Origin of the sequence: Streptomyces sp. NPDC057302 (assembly GCF_042667685.1) — a bacterium.
GTDB lineage: Bacteria > Actinomycetota > Actinomycetes > Streptomycetales > Streptomycetaceae > Streptomyces.
Map to the genome: position 1 here is coordinate 24,553 of NZ_JBHUZJ010000051.1, position 18,078 is coordinate 42,630.

Annotated in this window: 15 protein-coding genes; 5 read left to right on the forward strand and 10 right to left on the reverse strand. The window is 68.3% G+C overall.

What is annotated here, in order from left to right; translation table 11 throughout:
- Window positions 1-61: 61 nt before the first annotated feature.
- The 3 genes from fxsT to glnA all read right to left on the reverse strand — a co-directional run bounded on the left by fxsT (window position 62) and on the right by glnA (window position 5,064).
- Window positions 62-2,515, reverse strand: coding sequence for an FxSxx-COOH system tetratricopeptide repeat protein (gene fxsT / locus ACFUPX_RS29295; RefSeq protein WP_383329097.1), 2,454 nt, complete (start codon window positions 2,513-2,515; stop codon window positions 62-64).
- Between the two features lie 2 nt (window positions 2,516-2,517).
- Window positions 2,518-2,919, reverse strand: a complete 402-nt coding sequence (locus tag ACFUPX_RS29300) for a hypothetical protein (RefSeq protein ID WP_383329100.1) — start codon at window positions 2,917-2,919, stop codon at window positions 2,518-2,520.
- 735 nt (window positions 2,920-3,654) lie between these two features.
- Window positions 3,655-5,064, reverse strand: coding sequence for a type I glutamate--ammonia ligase (glnA, locus tag ACFUPX_RS29305; RefSeq protein ID WP_383329103.1), 1,410 nt, complete (start codon window positions 5,062-5,064; stop codon window positions 3,655-3,657).
- Window positions 5,065-5,282: 218 nt separating this feature from the next.
- Between glnA and ACFUPX_RS29310 the strand changes: the two genes are divergently transcribed.
- The 3 genes from ACFUPX_RS29310 (at window position 5,283) to ACFUPX_RS29320 (ending at window position 7,522) form a co-directional block, all read left to right on the forward strand.
- Entirely contained in the window at window positions 5,283-5,750 is a 468-nt protein-coding gene (locus tag ACFUPX_RS29310; protein WP_383329106.1) for an RDD family protein, read from the forward strand.
- Window positions 5,751-5,970: 220 nt separating this feature from the next.
- Window positions 5,971-6,714, forward strand: coding sequence for an ANTAR domain-containing protein (locus ACFUPX_RS29315; protein ID WP_383329109.1), 744 nt, complete (start codon window positions 5,971-5,973; stop codon window positions 6,712-6,714).
- 88 nt (window positions 6,715-6,802) lie between these two features.
- Entirely contained in the window at window positions 6,803-7,522 is a 720-nt protein-coding gene (locus ACFUPX_RS29320; RefSeq protein WP_383329112.1) for an ANTAR domain-containing protein, read from the forward strand.
- 66 nt (window positions 7,523-7,588) lie between these two features.
- On the opposite strand, the gene ACFUPX_RS29325 is transcribed toward ACFUPX_RS29320, so the two are convergent.
- From ACFUPX_RS29325 to lipB, 4 genes are all read right to left on the reverse strand, one after another.
- Window positions 7,589-8,293 carry a DUF4191 domain-containing protein gene (locus tag ACFUPX_RS29325; protein ID WP_383329115.1) on the reverse strand — a complete coding sequence of 235 codons (705 nt, stop codon included), beginning with the start codon at window positions 8,291-8,293 and terminating at the stop codon, window positions 7,589-7,591.
- Window positions 8,294-8,323: 30 nt separating this feature from the next.
- On the reverse strand, window positions 8,324-8,527 hold the full coding sequence (locus ACFUPX_RS29330) for a hypothetical protein (RefSeq protein WP_383329118.1): 204 nt from the start codon (window positions 8,525-8,527) through the stop codon (window positions 8,324-8,326).
- Window positions 8,528-8,785: 258 nt separating this feature from the next.
- Window positions 8,786-9,751 (reverse strand): lipoyl synthase, encoded by a 966-nt coding sequence (locus ACFUPX_RS29335; RefSeq protein WP_383329121.1) that lies wholly within the window; start codon window positions 9,749-9,751, stop codon window positions 8,786-8,788.
- A gap of 119 nt (window positions 9,752-9,870) precedes the next feature.
- Window positions 9,871-10,725 carry a lipoyl(octanoyl) transferase LipB gene (lipB, locus tag ACFUPX_RS29340; protein WP_383329124.1) on the reverse strand — a complete coding sequence of 285 codons (855 nt, stop codon included), beginning with the start codon at window positions 10,723-10,725 and terminating at the stop codon, window positions 9,871-9,873.
- A 220-nt stretch (window positions 10,726-10,945) separates the two neighbouring features.
- Between lipB and ACFUPX_RS29345 the strand changes: the two genes are divergently transcribed.
- Window positions 10,946-12,388 carry a regulator gene (locus ACFUPX_RS29345; RefSeq protein WP_383329127.1) on the forward strand — a complete coding sequence of 481 codons (1,443 nt, stop codon included), beginning with the start codon at window positions 10,946-10,948 and terminating at the stop codon, window positions 12,386-12,388.
- Between the two features lie 105 nt (window positions 12,389-12,493).
- Here ACFUPX_RS29345 and ACFUPX_RS29350 read toward each other — a convergent pair whose 3' ends face one another.
- The 3 genes from ACFUPX_RS29350 to ACFUPX_RS29360 form a co-directional block, all read right to left on the reverse strand.
- Entirely contained in the window at window positions 12,494-14,671 is a 2,178-nt protein-coding gene (locus ACFUPX_RS29350; RefSeq protein WP_383329130.1) for a family 20 glycosylhydrolase, read from the reverse strand.
- 227 nt (window positions 14,672-14,898) lie between these two features.
- Window positions 14,899-16,239 (reverse strand): NAD(P)/FAD-dependent oxidoreductase, encoded by a 1,341-nt coding sequence (locus ACFUPX_RS29355; RefSeq protein WP_383329132.1) that lies wholly within the window; start codon window positions 16,237-16,239, stop codon window positions 14,899-14,901.
- Window positions 16,240-16,466: 227 nt separating this feature from the next.
- The gene (locus tag ACFUPX_RS29360; protein WP_383329135.1) at window positions 16,467-17,414 is read right to left on the reverse strand and encodes a TIGR01777 family oxidoreductase; all 948 of its coding nucleotides are present in this window, start codon (window positions 17,412-17,414) and stop codon (window positions 16,467-16,469) included.
- Window positions 17,415-17,476: 62 nt separating this feature from the next.
- Here ACFUPX_RS29360 and ACFUPX_RS29365 point away from each other — a divergent pair, with 62 nt between their 5' ends.
- The gene (locus tag ACFUPX_RS29365; protein ID WP_383329138.1) at window positions 17,477-17,965 is read left to right on the forward strand and encodes a GNAT family N-acetyltransferase; all 489 of its coding nucleotides are present in this window, start codon (window positions 17,477-17,479) and stop codon (window positions 17,963-17,965) included.
- The last annotated feature ends 113 nt before the right edge of the window (window positions 17,966-18,078 follow it).

Genomic DNA, 18,078 nt, shown 5'->3' on the forward strand with positions numbered 1-18,078 from the left:
ATGATGGTTTGGTCGCCGCTCCTCACTTTGAACGTTTACATCAGGCGAGGATGGAATCCGCTCACTGCTTGGCTCGTAGGGAAGCAATGTTGTTGCGCATGTCGATGACGGCAGGATTTCTAGGGCCTAGTGTCTTAATGGCAAATTCAAGCGTCTCTTCATAGAGTGAGATCGCCCGAGCAAAGTCTCCGGCAAGTCTGTATGCGTAGGCGAGATTGTTCCGCGAGTTGAATGTGTCCTGGTGGTCCCGTCCAAGGACTTGAGTGCGCCCGATCAGCGCTTGTTCGTAGAAGTTGATAGCCCGGGAGAGGTCGTCAACTGCCCTGTATGCGAGACCCAGCATATTCGTCGTGGCGAGGGTCGAGGGATGATCGGCCCCGTTGGTTCGAATTTGACTGTGCAGTAGTTGGCTGTACATTGAAATGGCGCGATCATGCTGCTCGGTCGCAATATACAGGTCGGCCAGCCTTGTCCGCGTGCTCATCAATTCAGCGCCGTCGGGAGCGAAAATTCCCGGAGAGTTGTCGATTACCTGCTCCAAGAGCGAGATGGCGCGGTGTAGTTCACCGATCTGACATAGGGCAACCGCGAGGTTATTTTGTGAGGTCACGGTGTCCAGGTGATCGTTACCCAGTACTCGAGCCCGAACAGCCAGGGCTTGTTCGAAGTACGGGATGGCGCCAATCGCGTCCCTGTTGGCGAAATGGACACCGCCGAGCGCGGCCAATGAGGCGGCGGTCGATTCGTGCTCCAGGCCAAGCGTGTGCAATCGATCGAACAGGACCTGGCTGAATAGTGAAATCGCTGTTGCTGTATCTCCGCTGACCTCATAAGCGTGACCGAGATTGGCTCGAGCGGTGAGGGTGAGCGGGTCGTCTCCGCCGAGGGCGTTTACGCAGTCGGACACCACATCGTTGAGCATGGAGATGGCTGCAGCGTGATCGCCCGCTGCGAGGATGGCCCGCGCGTGGTTCATGTGATACGCCAGAATGCTTCGACTGTCTTCGCCAAGCGTCGGCGTCGCTTCGTCCAAAGCCTGCTTGAAGTGTTCGGTAGCCGCCGATGTGTCTCCTGCGGCAATCTGTATTTGTCCAAGCAGGTTCTGTACTTCAGGCGAGCCAGTGGGACCCGCTCCGATTCTGACCATTACTTGATGCAGTCTCTCTGCGTAATGCCTCGCTTGGGCGAGTTGTCCTTGTCCCAGTAGAAAGTATCCGGCGATTTCGTATAGTGCGGCTGATCCAAGCGTTTCGTCGTCATCTTCGATCTTCGTGGCCAACGAGTCGAGATGCGGCATGAGACTGCGGCGCCACCATGTTTTGAAACCTTCCTCTGGCTCCTCATCGCGCAGCGCTTTACGTAGAAGTTCAGTAGCGGTACACGAGGAGTCGAATGTTCCGCCTGGGGAGATCCGACTCAAGGCCATGACCATGGTTTGCACGAGGCGGTGGACGCGTAGCGTCGGGTCGCCGGGTTCATCGATGAAACGGATCAGGCTGTACTTAGCGAGCAGACCGAAAGCTGCGTGTGCCGCTTTCGGGGTTTCCATCCGAAAAAACAGTGAGCATGGGATGCCTTCAGGTGCATACCACGCCATTATTCGAATGAGTTCTTTCGCGAGCGGATGGCCGCTGATCCTCTCCAGGTTCGCCTGAATAACCCGGGCCACAGTATGTGCGGGGTCATCGGATGCCGAGTCGTCAACGAGTACATCGAGCGGAGCGGCGCGAAGGTTCTCAAGATAGTGGCTTGGCCTGAGCCTGGTCTGTGCCATATTTGCCGCTGCGAGTTCAATTGCGAGCGGCAGATATCCAAGCTCTTCACACACGATGGCAGCGCTGCTCAAGTCCTCGCTGTCCAAGGCCGCAATGGTGGTCAGTAGGTCGAGTGCAGCGGCCGGGTCCAGAACATCGAGCGGCATCGCAGGGGCGATGTGATGCCAGCCTGTGGCCTGGTGGCTGGTGACAATGAATCGTCCTTGGGGCATCTCGCCGAGCAGAAGGCGCACGTCTCCAGGGGAGGAGACGTTGTCCAAGACGAGCAACCAGGTGTCATGAGTCTGCAGCCAGGCTCGCGCCCACTCTGCGGCCACTTCGCTCGGATGATCGACCAGTCCGGGATCAATGCGACAGGCCAGCCGGGACAGGCCGAACTCGACCTGGGTTGCGTCTCCACCGGAAATTTCCCAAATGGGGTTGTAGTGCCCCCGGTACTGGGATGCTGTCTGAGTAGCCAACGACGTTTTCCCTACGCCACCACATCCGGTGATCACAGCAACTGAACCGGGTGGTCCATCGAGAATCGACTTCAAGTGCGTTTGTTCGCTGCTCCGCCCCTTGAATACGGGGCTTTTGCCGCTGTGTAAACCGAACACATCGGGGGGAGCAGGCACCTCCTCGGCCGGCTTCGGCGTGCCGGGAGCAAAGGTGATTTGAGTGATCGAGGCATTGTCGCCGGTGGAGACGATCCCGGTGTTGTTCGCGACGAACACGGACCGGTCAAAGCCCTGGTCCATATCTACCTCTGGATGGTCGCGTTGTCGCCCGTGGAGATGATTCCGTCGTTGCGCGTGACGGCGACGGAGCGCGCCCCCGTGGCCTGAGCCGGTACACGCGATCCAGCCAGGAGGGTCTCGAGGTCGGATGCCAAGTCGACGTCTTGCTCAAGGACCTTCTTGATCTGGGCGCGCAGTGCGCCGAGGAAGTCCTCGTCGCCGAGGGCACTCGCCAGATCTTGAACGGCAACATCAATGCGGGGCTGCACGTCTTCGTTCCTTCGCAACCGTGCCAGCAGCCGTTGTCCCAGGCGCACGGTCTCCACGGCTGCGGCGTCTTCGGCCCGCACTAGTACGTTTGCTCCGTAGGCGGCCACGGCTGCCGTCAGGCTCGGCATCATCGCATCGACGAGCGACGGATCCACGCAATCCTCCTGGAGGGTGATCGAGTGCGTAAGCCCTTCACTCTATCGAACAGCCTTGAGACGCAAGGTAATTGAGTCTCAATCGGCGTGAGGCAGCCATGCACAGGCGAGCCGTTGGCGCTGCCCCCACAAGCGCTGCGCTGGCGTGATACTCCTGGTCACGACGTCAGTGAGTCGACGGAGGAGGTTAACGGGTGCCCCGCCAGCTCCGTGCACAGTATGAATACCTGCCCACGTTGCCCGGCAGGCGGCCTTCCGCGCATTGAGCCACCTGGACTTGCGGGAGAACAACTCGCCAACCTGCCCCGGGTGCTGGTCGGCTTGCCCCAATGCGGCCAGCTCTACGTAAGGTCAACTGCTCCGCTCAGCTGCCGGATTGGGGCGCGGCGATGTTTGCTGGAGGAGCTGGGCCTGGGTTGGAACGCCTGAGGCTGAGGTGCGAAGTGAGTTGTCGTCGGCGCGCCTGGACTGTTGCGCGTTCCGAGCGGCCGAGAGTGAGGGCACGGCTTGGAACGCTGGCCAGTAGCCGACTGAGGAACGAGTGAGGGCCGCCACCCCGGATGGGGGTGGCGGCCCTCACTGTTACTGACATCGAGTCAGATGATCGGCCGAGCGGTGCACACGCGGTGCACAAGAGGGCGGAAATCAAGTGGCAACAGCGAGCACTGCTGAGCAGTGTTTTCGCAGGTCAACGCTTTCTTCCAGGAACCCTCCCAGGTCGCCCGGACCTGATCTTTAGATGTCGAAATACAGCTCGAACTCGTGCGGGTGCGGACGCAGCTGGATCGGGGCGATCTCGTTCGTGCGCTTGTAGTCGATCCACGTCTCGATCAGGTCGGGGGTGAAGACACCGCCGGCCAGGAGGTACTCGTGGTCGGCCTCGAGGGCGTCGAGGACGGCCGGGAGGGAGGTCGGGACCTGGGCGACGCCCGCGTGCTCCTCGGGGGCCAGCTCGTAGAGGTCCTTGTCGATCGGCTCCGGCGGCTCGATCTTGTTCTTCACGCCGTCCAGGCCGGCCATCAGGAGCGCCGAGAACGCCAGGTACGGGTTCGAGGACGGGTCCGGCGCGCGGAACTCGACGCGCTTGGCCTTCGGGTTCGAGCCCGTGATCGGGATACGCATGGCGGCCGAGCGGTTGCGCTGCGAGTACACCATGTTGACCGGGGCCTCGAAGCCCGGGACCAGGCGGTGGTACGAGTTCACCGTCGGGTTCGTGAAGGCGAGCAGCGAGGGGGCGTGCTTGAGGATGCCGCCGATGTAGTAGCGGGCGGTGTCCGAGAGGCCCGCGTAGCCCTGCTCGTCGTAGAACAGCGGGTCGCCGTTGGCCCACAGCGACTGGTGGACGTGCATGCCCGAGCCGTTGTCACCGAAGATCGGCTTCGGCATGAAGGTCGCGGTCTTCTCGTTGCGCCAGGCGACGTTCTTCACGATGTACTTGAAGAGCATCAGGTCGTCGGCCGCGGCGAGCAGCGTGTTGAACTTGTAGTTGATCTCCGCCTGGCCGGCGGTGCCGACCTCGTGGTGCTGGCGCTCGACCTGGAGGCCGTTCTTGTCCAGCTCCAGGGAGATCTCGGCACGCAGGTCGGCGAAGTGGTCCACCGGCGGGGCCGGGAAGTAGCCGCCCTTGTAGCGGACCTTGTAGCCACGGTTGTTCTCGACCGCACCGGTGTTCCAGGCGCCTGCCTCGGAGTCGATGTGGTAGAAGCTCTCGTTCGCCGACGTCAGGAAGCGGACGTTGTCGAAGACGTAGAACTCCGCCTCGGGACCGAAGTACGCGGTGTCCGCGATGCCGGTGGACGCGAGGTAGGCCTCGGCCTTCTTGGCGATGTTGCGCGGGTCACGGCTGTACTGCTCGCCCGTGATCGGGTCGTGGATGAAGAAGTTGATGTTGATGGTCTTGTCGCGGCGGAACGGGTCGACCCGGGCGGTCGACAGGTCCGCGCGCAGCGCCATGTCGGACTCGTGGATGGCCTGGAAGCCGCGGATCGACGATCCGTCGAACGCCAGCTCCTCGTTCGGGTCGAACGCCGCTGCCGGGATCGTGAAGTGCTGCATCACTCCGGGCAGGTCGCAGAACCGGACATCTACGAACTTCACGTCCTCGTCCGCGATGAACTTCTTTGCGTCGTCGGCGTTCTGGAACATCCAACTCCTCCTACTCCCGACCCCCAGGCGGGGACGGGGTTGCAGCTCGTGGTGCGGCCAGTGCGGTGGCACACGCTGGGACCCGACCATAGGGACGGGGGATTTCTCAAGCATGACCCATTTGTTTCGCCGAAGTTAACCGAGGCGGGTTCGGGTCAGGTGTCATTCGCCCTACCCCGCCCGTCCTCGTACGAAAACGGGCGCAGTACCGTGGACGGGTGGACAACAGGCAAGTAATCGGATCGTGGCTCTCCGGCCCTCGTGCGGCGGCAGAGGACGCGGGCGTCGACTTCGGCTACCGGGGCGAGCAGCTCGGCCTGCCCGAGGAGGGGCCGGGCTCGATCGCGCGGCCCGGCAGGCGCATGGGCGCCATCGTCGTCGACTGGGCACTGTGCATGCTCATCGCATACGGCCTGTTCGCTCGCGGTGACCAGCAGGCGATGGGCAACTGGGCGCTGGGAATCTTCTTCGTCATGACCGTCCTGACGGTCGGTACTGTCGGCTGCACCCCCGGCAAGGCCCTCTTCAGGCTCCGCGTCGTCGCGGAGGGTGGCGGCAGGCTCGGCGTCGGCCGGGTCCTCGTACGCAGCGTGCTGCTCTGCGTCGCCGTTCCGGCCCTGATCTGGGACCGCGACGGCCGCGGCCTGCACGACCGCCTCGCGAGCGCCGTCCAGGTGCGGATCTGACACGCCTCTGTCGGACACGCCTCTCGTGAACTGATCGTCGGACAGCACCTCTTCGAAAACTCGCGCACCTCTCCCACGTAACTCCGAGCCACCAAGTCTCCTGAACAGGTTGCCGCGCATGCGCCCTGGCGTGGATGCTCGTGGAGGACAGGACTGGGTGGCGGCTGAGTCACTCCGTGTGTGCAAAGGTGCCCCTGGATCACTCTGGAGGTGGCGGGGCATGGCTGATGTGGCTCGTGAAGATGAGTTGGCGGCGGCGTTCGTCGAGCTGGCCGACACTTTGGTGCAGGACTTCGACGTGATCGCGTTCCTCCACACGCTCACCGATCGCTGCGTGGCCCTGCTGGACGTGACGGCGGCCGGGGTGCTGCTGGCCACCCCCAGCGGGAGGCTCGTGGACACCGCTGCCTCCGACGAGCGCACCCGGCTCCTCGAGCTGGCCGGCGTCGAGTGGGACGAAGGGCCCTGCCAGGACTGCTACCGGACCAAGAAGCAGGTTCCCGGCGTATCCCTGGCCACCGAGGAGGCCCTGACCCGATGGCCGCGGTTCGCGCCGCGCGCCCTGGAAGCGGGCTTCACCTCGGTCGTCGCCGCCCCGCTCCGCCTGCACGAGCACGTGATCGGAGCCCTGAATCTCTTCCGCGACCTGCCGGGACCACTGGACGACGCCCAGCTGCGGCTGGCGCAGGCGCTGGCCGACACCGCGACCATCGGTGTCCTGCAGCAGCGCGCGGTGAGCGAGCAGATGATGGTGAGCGCCCAGCTCCAGTCCGCCCTGGACAGCCGCGTCATCATCGAACAGGCCAAGGGCTATCTCGCGCACCGGCGCGAGACCGACGTACAGGAAGCGTTCCGCGTCATGCGCCGCTACGCGCGTGACCACCGGATGCGCATGACCGACGTCGCGAACCAAGTCCTGCAAGGCACGGCCGACGCCTCGTTGTTCGAGGGGCCGGGGCGGTGAAACGGCAGCCCACCGGGGGTCCCTGGTGGGCCGGTCGGCGGCTGACCGGCCGTCGGCCGCCCGGCACGGCGGCCGGAAGGGAGCGAAGGTGACCCACCCGGTGATGGCCGCCTACTTGCGCGCCCTCAGCTCTCACAGCGGTACGGGGGCGGCTTCACTGCCGCTCGAAGCATGCACCGACATGCTGGGGCTGGACGGCCTGGCCCTGGTGATGACCCGTGGCGAGCGCCGGACCGAGCTGGTGCAGCACTTCGGGGAGCGCGCCAACGCGCTGGAGGACCTCCAGCAGGTCCAGGGGCAAGGGCCCAGCCTGGACGCCGCGCACCACGGAGCGCTGCTGCTGTTGCCCGACGTGGCCGACGACCTCGCGTTCGGCACCCGCCGCTGGCCCGGTCTGCCCCGTGCCATCGAAGCGCTCGATGTCCGCGCGGTGTTCTCCTTCCCGCTGCGCATCGGCGTCATCGCGCTCGGCACCCTCACCGGCCACCGCACCGCGCCCGGACCGATGTCCACCGACCAGCTCACCGATGCCTTCGGCCTGGCCGACACCGTCTCCCAGATCGCCATCGCCACGGCCGCGCGGACAGACCTGCGGCACACGCCGCTGCTGGACGATCCCGGCCTGCACTTCGCCGAGGTCCACCAGGCCACCGGCATGGTCGCCGCACAGCTGAACACCACGTGTGACCACGCACTGATCCGCCTGCGCGGATACGCCTTCAGCCACAACAAGCCCCTGCTGGAGGTCTCGCGCGAGGTGCTCGCCCTGCGGCTGCACCTGGACGGCGACGGATCCCGCGGCGACTAACGAGTGACGGGCGCCCCGGAGGGCGCCCGTCGAAGTGTGCAGATCATGGAGAAGCGGGGCCCGGTGTCAGCCTCGCGGCATCTTGGGGGAGCGTCCCCTGCCCGCGCCCTTCGGCATCGGGCCCTTGGGCAACGGCATGTTGCTCATCAGGTCGCCCATCGCACGCAGCCGGTCGTTCGTCGCCGTGACCTGCGGGCCCTGGAGGACGCGGGGCAGCTTCAGAAGCGTCGTACGCAGCTTCTTCAGCGGCACCTGGCCCTCGCCGGTGCCGACGATGACGTCATGCACCGGGACGTCCGATACGACGCGCGCCATCCGCTTCTTCTCGGCGGCCAGCAGGCTCTTCACCCGGTTCGGGTTGCCCTCGGCCACCAGCACGATGCCCGCCTTGCCGACCGTGCGGTGCACGACGTCCTGGCTGCGGTTCATCGCCACCGCCGGGGTCGTCGTCCAGCCGCGGCCGATCTTGTCGAGCACCGCGGCCGCCGCTCCGGGCTGGCCCTCCATCTGGCCGAAGGCCGCACGCTCCGCCCTGCGCCCGAAGACGATCGCCATCGCGAGGAAGGCGAGCACAAAGCCGAGAATGCCGAGATAGATCGGGTGACCGATCAAGAAGCCGATACCGAGGAAGACACCGAAGGTGACGATCCCCACAGCCGCGATGACAAGACCGATCCGCGGATCGGCCCTGCGGGTCATCTTGTAGGTCTGGGCAATCTGCTTGAGTCGCCCGGGGTTCGCGGCGTCCGCCGCGGTTGCCTTCCTCGCCATGCCGTGAAGTCTACGTGTCCCTGGAAGTGACTACGACGTGCGGGTTGTCATCGCCTCTTCGAGCACGCGCAGCGCATCGGCCCGGTCCTTGGCGCGACGCCGGTCGTCGAGCACGGACGTCCAGGCGTTGCGGCGAGCGGTGCGCTGGCCGCTGCTCATGAGGAGCGACTCGACGGCGCGCAGCGCGTCGGTGACGGACGGGATGGCGGTGGCGCGTACGGGCGCGGCCTGCATGGTGGGGCCCTCCTGAGCGGCTATGGGTAGGGCTGTACGTGGGGTAATTCCAGGGTCACTGATTGGTGTTACCAGGGCGTGACCGACCGGTCAAACACGGATGAAGCCTTGACGCCGAGCCGCAAAACGTTGACGCGGCCCGTACGAACTCCTCACCTGCGAGGACTGTACGGGCCGCGTCATCTCGGCCACTACTGGCGAGTAGTCACTTGTGCGCCGATTCACACAGTCGGCTCCCCATCGGCTCCCCGAGGAGGATCACACCGCCTGCGAGGCGACGTACGCCCCACGCTTCTCGACCGCCATCTGGAAGAGGCGACCCGCGCGGTACGAGGAGCGGACCAGCGGGCCGGACATGACGCCGGAGAAGCCGATCTCCTCGGCCTCCTCCTTCAGCTCCACGAACTCCTGCGGCTTGGCCCAGCGCTCCACGGGGTGGTGGCGCGGCGTCGGGCGCAGGTACTGCGTGATCGTGATGAGCTCGCAGCCCGCCTCGTGCAGCGCGTGCAGCGCCTCGCTGATCTCCTCGCGCTCCTCGCCCATGCCGAGGATGAGGTTCGACTTGGTGACCAGACCGGCCTCGCGGGCGCGGGTGATGACCTCGAGCGAGCGCTCGAAGCGGAAGCCGGGGCGGATCCGCTTGAAGATGCGCGGCACCGTCTCCACGTTGTGCCCAAGGACCTCGGGGCGCGAGGAGAAGACCTCGGCCAGCTGGTCGGGGTCCGCGTTGAAGTCGGGGATGAGCAGCTCGACCTTGGTCTGGCCCTCGGCGCGCTCCGCCGTCATCGCGTGGATCTGGCGCACGGTCTCCGCGTACAGCCAGGCGCCGCCGTCGTCCAGGTCGTCGCGGGCGACGCCGGTGATCGTGGCGTAGTTCAGGTCCATCGTGACGACGGACTCGCCCACGCGGCGGGGCTCGTCGCGGTCGAGTGCCTGCGGCTTGCCCGTGTCGATCTGGCAGAAGTCGCAGCGCCGGGTGCACTGGTCACCGCCGATGAGGAAGGTGGCCTCGCGGTCTTCCCAGCACTCGTAGATGTTGGGACAGCCCGCTTCCTGGCAGACCGTGTGCAGTCCCTCGCTCTTCACGAGGTTCTGCATCTTGGTGTACTCGGGACCCATTTTCGCCCGGGTCTTGATCCACTCGGGCTTGCGCTCGATGGGGGTCTGAGCGTTCCGGACCTCCAGGCGCAGCATCTTGCGTCCGTCGGGTGCGACTGCGGACACATCGGCTCCCTGTAGCTTCGATTCTTCGGCGCACACCAGGGTACGCCCGTGATGTCGTTGGGCTTACGTCCGGCCAACCTCCAGCCGGCGGGGTGCATTCCCCCGGAGCCCCGGACCTGCTAGGCGGTCGCCTTCTCGGCTTCCGGATTCTCCACCGTCTTTTCGGCCTGCCCGGCGCTCTGTACGGCCTTCTCGACGGCGCGCGGCTTGAGCTCGGCGCCCTCCAGGATGTCCCGCAGATGCCTCTCGGCGACGGGCAGGACGTCGGCGATCGTGATCTCGCGCCCCAGTTCGTACGAGAGCGACGTCACGCCCGCGTCGCGGATGCCGCACGGGATGATCTTGTCGAACCAGGTGTTGTCCGGATTCACGTTCAGCGCGAAGCCGTGCATCGTCACGCCCTTGGCGACGCGGATGCCGATGGCCGCGATCTTGCGGTCCTCCCGGCGCTGGCCCGCGTTGGACGGGGCGTACTCCGGCCCGTTGAACCGGGCGTCGAACTCGTCGTCCTGGAGTCGCGGGTCGAAGTCGAGGTTGAGGCCGCCGAGCGCCGGACGCTGTGCCACCTGATCACCGAGCACCCATACGCCGCTGCGACCCTCGACGCGGGACGTCTCCAGGCCGAATTCCGCACACGTACGGATAAGGGCCTCTTCCAGACGGCGTACGTGTGCTACGACGTCCACCGGGCGCGGCAGCTTCTGGATCGGGTAACCGACGAGCTGGCCGGGGCCGTGCCAGGTGATCTTGCCGCCGCGGTCCACGTCGACGACGGGGGTGCCGTCGAGCGGGCGCTCGCTCTCGGCGGTGCGGCGGCCCGCGGTGTAGACCCGCAGGTGCTCGAGCAGCAGACACGTGTCCGGGAGTTCGTCGGCGAAGCGGGCGGCGTGCACACGGCGCTGCTCGTCCCAGGCCTCCTGGTACTCGACCGAGTCCGGGCCGAAGCCGAGACGGACGAACTGAAACTCACTCACGGCAAGTGCCTCCCTAGAACCTGCACCGTGCACATATCGCGCCCCCAGCCACTGTACGGGCAGCGGATTCTCGTCAGTCCTCCGGTCAATCCTCACACGATCGGATGAACGCGGGTCGAAGGCCGTGATGAGGGCGGTGAGGGCCGCTACATTCACGCCGTTCACAGAGCCATAAGGGCTGCTCAAGGCAACGCCCGAAAGGCAGGAGACCGCACAGCTGATGACGGAACGACCTCCGCAGCGCACCCCCAACCGCCAGCTAGCCGCGCTCATCTCAGAAGCCGGGTTCTCCAATGCGGGCCTCGCGCGCCGCGTAGATCAGTTGGGGCTCGAGCATGGTCTCGATCTGCGGTACGACAAGACATCGGTGACCAGATGGCTGCGCGGGCAGCAGCCGCGCGGCACCACCCCCGCCCTCATCGCCGAGGTCTTCACCCGGCGGTTAGGGCGCCGCCTCTCCGCCCAGGACCTGGGGCTCGACGCCTGCGCGCCGGTGTACGCCGGGCTCGAGTTCGCGGCGAGCCCCGAAGAGGCGATCGACATCGTCGGCGGGCTCTGGCGCAAGGACTCCGGGAGCCATGCCGAACTTCGGAAGATCGCGTTCACCCCGGCGGGACTCGTCGTCCCCAGCAGGGACTGGCTGATCGGCCGCGCGGACGACCGGGTGGGCCGCGGCGACCTGGGAGCCGCGGGCCGCGTGCCCACGCAGGGCCGCCCGGCCATACCGCGCCAGCGCAAGGAGCCCGAACGGGGCGTCGGGGCGAAGGTGACGAGCGGCGACATCTCCGCCCTGCGCTCCGTCGGCGAACTCTTCCGCGCGCTCGACCATGCGTACGGCGGCGGGCACGCCCGGCAGGCACTCGTGCGCTACCTGGAGCACGAGGCCGAACCGATGCTGCGCGGCTCGTACGGCGAGCAGGCCGGGCGGCGGCTCTTCGCCGCCGCCGCCGACCTCACCCGGCTCGCGGGCTGGACGTCGTACGACATCGCGGCGCACGGGCTCGCCCAGCGGTACTACGTCCAGGCGCTGCGGCTCTCGCAGGCGGCGGGCGATCGCGCGTACGGCTCGTACGTCCTGGTGACGATGAGCCGCCAGGCCGTCTACCTGGGGCACGGCAGAGAGGCGGTGCAGCTCGCGCGGGTCGCCCAGCAGGGCGTCGGGTCGTCCGCGCCGCCCGTCGTGCAGGCCCTGCTGCACGCCGTCGAGGCGCGCGGGCACGGCGTACTCGGCGAGGTGCGGGCCTGCACGGCGTCGATGGTGCGGGCCGAGCGCGCCCTGGAGACGGTGCGGCCCGGCGACGAAGCCCCTTACTGGGCGCGGTTCTTCGACGAGGCGCAGCTCGCGGACGAGTTCGGGCACTGCCACCGCGACCTCCAGCAGTTCCGCGTGGCCGCTCAGCACGCGGAGCGCTCGCTCCAGCTGCGCGCCCCCGGGTACGCCCGCAGCCGCCTGTTCTGCCGGGTGGTGCTCGCCTCCTCGCGCCTGGGTCTCGGCGAGCTGGAGCAGGCCTGCCAGCTGGGCGCCGAGGCGGCACAGGCCGCGGGCGAGATGCGTTCGGTGCGTGCGGTCGAGTACGTACGCGACTTCGAGCGGCGGCTCGAGCCGTACCGCGACGCCGCGGCGGTGCGGGGGTATCGCGACCGGGTAGCGGCTCTGGGGTGACGCCGGAGCCGGCAGGTGACAGAGCCTGAATGTGACAGAGCCGGCGGGTAAGGGGCGGGCAGGTAAGGGGCGGGGCTGCATAGCCCCGCCCCTTACACGGCTCCCTCAGTCCAGGCGCGCGACCTCGGCGGGGGGCAACGCCTCGTCCCACGTGATGAGTTCGTCCAGGTCGCCCCGCAGGCTCGCCTTCTCCGTCCCGATGGACCGCAGGGGCAGCCGGATCGACGCGTCGACGGCGCCGACCCGCACCCCGTCGGCGTACAAGGTGGTGCGCCCCGGAGTCGTGACCCAGGTCAGCCGCGTCCAGCGGTCCAGCGGCAGGGTGTGGTCGAAGCTGTGATCGGCCTCGCCGTACCGCGTGAAGCCGACCTTCCCGGTGCCGTGCTGCATCAGTTTCAGCGCGCCCGCCTTCGAGCTGAGCAGCACCTGGTCACCGGTCCGTGCCGTCGGCCGGACCCGCACCGACACGGTCCACGGCTCGGCGACGTCCAGACCGCCGAAGCCGACGCCGTCCCGGTCCGAGTCGAAGCGCCAGGCCTTGCCGCGCACGCCGTCCACCGGCGTGGGGTTGTTGATGATGTACGAGGTGCCGGGCAGGCCGCCCGCGACGTCCTCGGCGAAGATCGTGTTGCCGGGACTGCCCGCGTAGGTCCAGCCGCTGGGGTAGGTGGCGTCGTCGAACGTCCAGTGGTGGCTCGGCCGGCCCTCGATCCGTGGGGGCAGGTGTGCGGGCGTGGTGCCCGGAGGGTCGCCGATGCGGGCGGCGCGGGCCCTGAAGGCGTCGAGCGTGTCCGGCGTCGCGGACTTGTTCCAGGTGCGGTCGGCGAGGATCGCGCGGGCACCCGCCATGCTCTGCTCGAAGTAGCCGTCGTCGGCCCAGAAGTTGTAGTCCGCCCAGTTGGTGACCCCGGAACCGAGCATGTCGGGATCGGTGTTCGGCGCCCAGCTGTCGTACATCCAGGGCTCGTCCGGGTAGAGGTGGTGGTAGTTGTTCGGGGTGTCGTAGAAGGGGCCGATGGCGATCTCGTCGTGCCCGGGGATCTCGGGTTCGGCGCCGGTGCCCTCCCAGGTGAGGAAGACGACCGGGGCATGGACCTTCTGCTGAGGCGCGTCGAGGTGCTCGGAGCCGTTGTAGACGGCTGTGCGCTTGCCGTGTGAAGTGACCACGTCGTCAAGGGTGTTAATGTAGCGGTTCAGGAGGTCGCCGAGCGTCGACACGTCGGGCGCGCTCGCCAGGTGGTTCTTCACGCGCGGGCACTGGGCGAGCTGTCCGGGGACCTCCTCCGCGCCGATCGAGAACAGCGGCGCGTCGAACCAGTCGGCGAACTCGTCGACGATCTCCTTCGACTTCGCGATCGCCTTGTCGCTGGTCATGTCGATGATCCAGTCGGGCGTGAGGTGCGAGTGCGTGTGCTCGCCCGTGCACGCGTTCGCCCCGGATCCGAAGCCGATGCCGAAGGCCTCACTGATCACGGTGGCGTGGCCGGGGAGTTCGAGGCCGGGCATCAGCTGGACGTGATGGCGGGCCGCGAAGGTCTTCAGGTGTTCGATGTCGGCGCGGCTGTAGCTGTGGTCGGGGTCGGCCAGGCCCGGGAACTTCGGGCTGTAGAGGCGGAAGCCCTCGGACTCGGAGAGGTGCAGGAAGAGGGTGTTGAGCTTCTGGTCGCCCATCCTGCGGATCAGGTTCTCCAGGTAGGAGATCTTCCAGTACTTGCGGGCCGCGTCGAGGTGGACCATGCGGACGGCCTGCGCGGGGCGGTCGGTGGAGCGGGCGCGGGGGACGGCGCGGTGGTCGTCGGCCGTGGAGCGCAGGAGCTGGAGGAGGGTGCGGGTGCCGTAGTAGAGGCCGTGGGTGGAGGCGGCCTCGACGCGGATCGGGCCCGCGCTGTCGAAGCGGTAGCCCTCGGCGCCGAGGTCCCCCTTGGCGGTGAGGCCGAGCGTGATGTCGCCGTCGGCGGGACGGCCCGTGCGGTGGGCGATCCGGGGCGTGATGCCGGTGACCTGCTTGATCTCCGTACGGAGCTGGGCGGCGAGCTTGCGTACGGACTGGTGTGCGGGGCCGGGGAATTCACTGCGGCCCGAGGGGAGCGCGGTGGTGGATCCGGCGCGCGGGTCGATCAGGATGCGGGTGCGCTCGGTGAGTCTCGTGCGGCCGTCGAGCGCGGTCCAGTCGGTGGGGCGGGGGACGAGGGAGGGTACGTCGGCTGCGGCTGCGGCTTCTGCTGATGCTTCCCCGGCTGTGTAGGTGGCTGCTGTGTCGGTGGCTGCTGTGGCGGTCGGCAAAGATAGACCTCCTATGAATAGGCCGAGGATGATCGATATCACCGGCATGGTGCGACGCACGTGAGCCTCCCGCAGCTTGGCGATCCGGTGGGACCGTAGCTGTGGGATTCCTGTGTCGCAAGGGGAGTTGCAAGGCACGTGCGGGAAAGGGGAGGCCCCCGGGGTGGGGGCCAGGGGGCTTCCGGGGCTTCCGGCAGCTTCCAGGGGCGACGTATAGGTCGGATGGGTCAGGCTGCCATCGGCAGCTGACCTGTCCCGGAAGCGGAGCCCACGCCGAAGTCCGCTAGGGCGGCCCGCGCCGCGCGGCGGCCCGAATACAGCGCGCCCTGCACCGTGCTGGTGTCCCGGTGGTCCCCGCACACGTAGAGCCCGGCGAGCAGCCGCACCGGGCGGCGCAGATCGTGCGGGGGCGGCATCGCGGGCACCGCCTCGCGGGTGTGGTGGACGGCGAGCGTTTCCCAGCGGGCGGTCGACGTGCCGTACAGCTCGGCGAGATGGGCGAGGACGGCGCGTTCGTCCGGCGGCGGACCGAGAACCGTCGACGAGACCAGCGCGCGGCCCGCGGGCGCGCGCGACGGGTCGACGTGGCTGATCACGGCCGTGTGCGCGACCGGCCCGCCGCGATCGGCGTCGAGCAGCAGGGCGGGCTCGGCGAGCGGCGGCTCGGGGGCCGCGTGATGCACCACTGTCACCTGGTGGAAGGACGGCACGCGCAGGCCGGGCAGCAGTTCGGCGGCGGCGCGGGCGTCGGTGGCGAGGAGGACGGCGCGGCAGCTCACTTCGCCGTGGTCCGCGGTCGTGACCGAGGTCGTGGAGACGGCAGTGACGCGTACGCCGGTGCGTACCGTGCCCGGTGGCAGTGCGGCCGACAGGAGCTCGGGCAGGGCCTCCGCGCCGCCCTCCGGCAGGCACAGGCGGCCGCGTGCGAAGGAGTGCAGGGCGAGGTCGGCGCACCGGCTCGACGTCGTCAGGTCCGGGTCGCAGAGGAGCGCCGAGAGCAGCGGGCGCAGGAAGCCGCTGACGGTGCGCGCGGGCAGGCCGCGGGCGAAGAGGGCCTGCGACGCGGGGAGTTCGGGCCGGGCGAGGAGGCGTTTCGGATCCGTCGCCGCGACCCTGGCGAGTGCCGCGCCGAGGCGCGCCTGGTCGAGTGCGCCGCCGAGGGGGGTGGTGCGCGGCGCGGTCCGTGCCGTTCGCGAAGCCAGGGGGGCGCTTGCCAGGGCGCGTGCGGCGGTGAGCGCGCCCCTCGCGCGCCGGGGGCTCGTGGACTCGACGGCGCGGTGGTGCCGGCCGTCGCTGTGCACCAGGACGCCGGGCACGAAGGGCCGCAGCACGAGTGCGTCGAGCCCCGGTGTGCGGCGCAACTCGGGGTACGACGTGGTGAGCAACTGCCCGATCCTGTCGAGCCGGAACCCGTCGACCTTCTCCGTCGACATGCGCCCGCCGACGTAAGGGGCGGCTTCCAGGACGACGGTCGTTACACCGGCACTGGTCAGCTGGTGGGCGGCCGACAGTCCCGCGACCCCCGCTCCCACGATGACGACATCCGCATGGTGCGCAGGCTCTAGCACGTGCCCCTCCCCGAGGTTGCGCGGCTGCTGGGGACGTCATGCCCTCAACAGGGCTTCGGAATCACCGAGTTCCGCACGAGGGTAGGAGCCCGAACGAGCGGAGGCAGTCGCGCATCGACCGGGCACGGTCGCACGCCGGTCGCACGGCGACCGCGCACCGATCACCCGCCGACCACGCGGTGATCACCCACCCGTCGCGCGGCGAACGCAGACCCGAAGAAGACGGTTCACCGCAGCGCCGCGCGGATCGAATCCTCGATGCCCGGGAACGCGAACGAGAATCCCGACTCCAGGAGCCTGGTCGGCAGGACCCGCTGGCTGCCGAGCACGTCACCGGCCATCTCGCCGAGCACGACCCGCAGCGCGGGCTCCGGCGCAGTGAAGAGCGTGGGCCGGTGGAGCACCCGCCCCATCGCGGCCGTGACCTCGCGGTTGGTCAGCGGATCGGGCGCCGTCAGATTGACCGGACCCGCGAGGGACTCCGTGTCGAGCAGATGCCGCAGCGCGGCCACCGCGTCGTGCAGCGAGATGTGGCTCCAGTACTGCCTGCCGTTGCCGAGGCGCCCGCCGAGACCCGCCTTGAAGAGCGGGAACATCCGCCCCCAGGCGCCGCCCTGGCGCGCGACGACCAGGCCGTTGCGCGCGAAGACCGTGCGGATGCCCGCCTCGTGCGCCGCGGCCGCCGCGCCCTCCCACTCCACGCACAGGGAGGGCAGGAAGCCCTCTCCGGCCGGGGCGCTCTCGTCCACCGCGCGCTGACCGGTGTCTCCGTAGTAGCCGATCGCGCTCGCGGACAGGAAGACGCGCGGCGGCTCGTCCAGCGAGGCCGCCGCCTCGGCGAGCGTGGAGGTGCCCAGCACCCTGCTGTCGCGGATCTCCCGCTTGTAGGCGGGCGTCCAGCGGTGATCACCGATCCCGGCTCCCGCCAGGTTGACGAGCGCGTCGCAGCCCGCGAGCCCCGCCCTGTCGACGTAGCCCTCCTTGGGGTCCCATCGCACCTCGTGCTTCGTACGAGGTGCCCGGCGCACGAGCCGCACCACCTCGTGGCCGTCGTCGGTCAGCGCGCGTGTCAGCGCCGTTCCGATGAGGCCGGACGCGCCGGCCACGGCGATACGGGACGGCCGCGAGGACGGGGCTGACTGCTCGGACTCGTGATCGGACTCGGTGGGCTCCATGACGCCATCCTGCCCCGGAAAGCCGCCGGGAGGCGTGCGGCGCCCGTCGTACAGTGACGCCCATGCCGGACACGCTCATACGTACCGCTCAGCCGGACGACGAAGAAGCCCTGGGCCGCATCGACCGCGTCACTTGGTCCACCCTGCACGCGGTGCAACCGGCTCCGCGGCCCCCGCACCCGCCGTTCTTCACCGACCGCTTCGGCCCCCGCCACCACCTGGTCGCCGAGCTGAGCGGCGTGGTGGTCGGCTACATACGGCTCGGTTACCCCACCTCCCTCCTCGCCAACGCCCACGTGCGCCAGATCCTGGGCTTCGCGGTGGCGGACGAGGCGCGCGGCAGGGGAGTGGGCCGCGGCCTCGTCAGGGCCGCGGTGGAGGAGGCCCGCCGCCAGGGTGCCCGGCGCATCACGCTGCGCGTGCTCGGCCACAACACTCCGGCCCGGACGCTCTACGCCTCCGAGGGCTTCGTGGTCGAGGGGGTGCTGCCGGGCGAGTTCTTCCTCGACGGCTCGTACGTGGACGATGTGCTGATGGGACGCGTGCTCTGACACTCCAGGGCCCGCCATGACCGCCGCCCCGGGTTCGGCACCCGACGGACCGGCCCGGCGTGCGGTGGGCACGCGCGCGTAGGAGCGTGGGAAGGCCGACCGGAAGGAGCGCA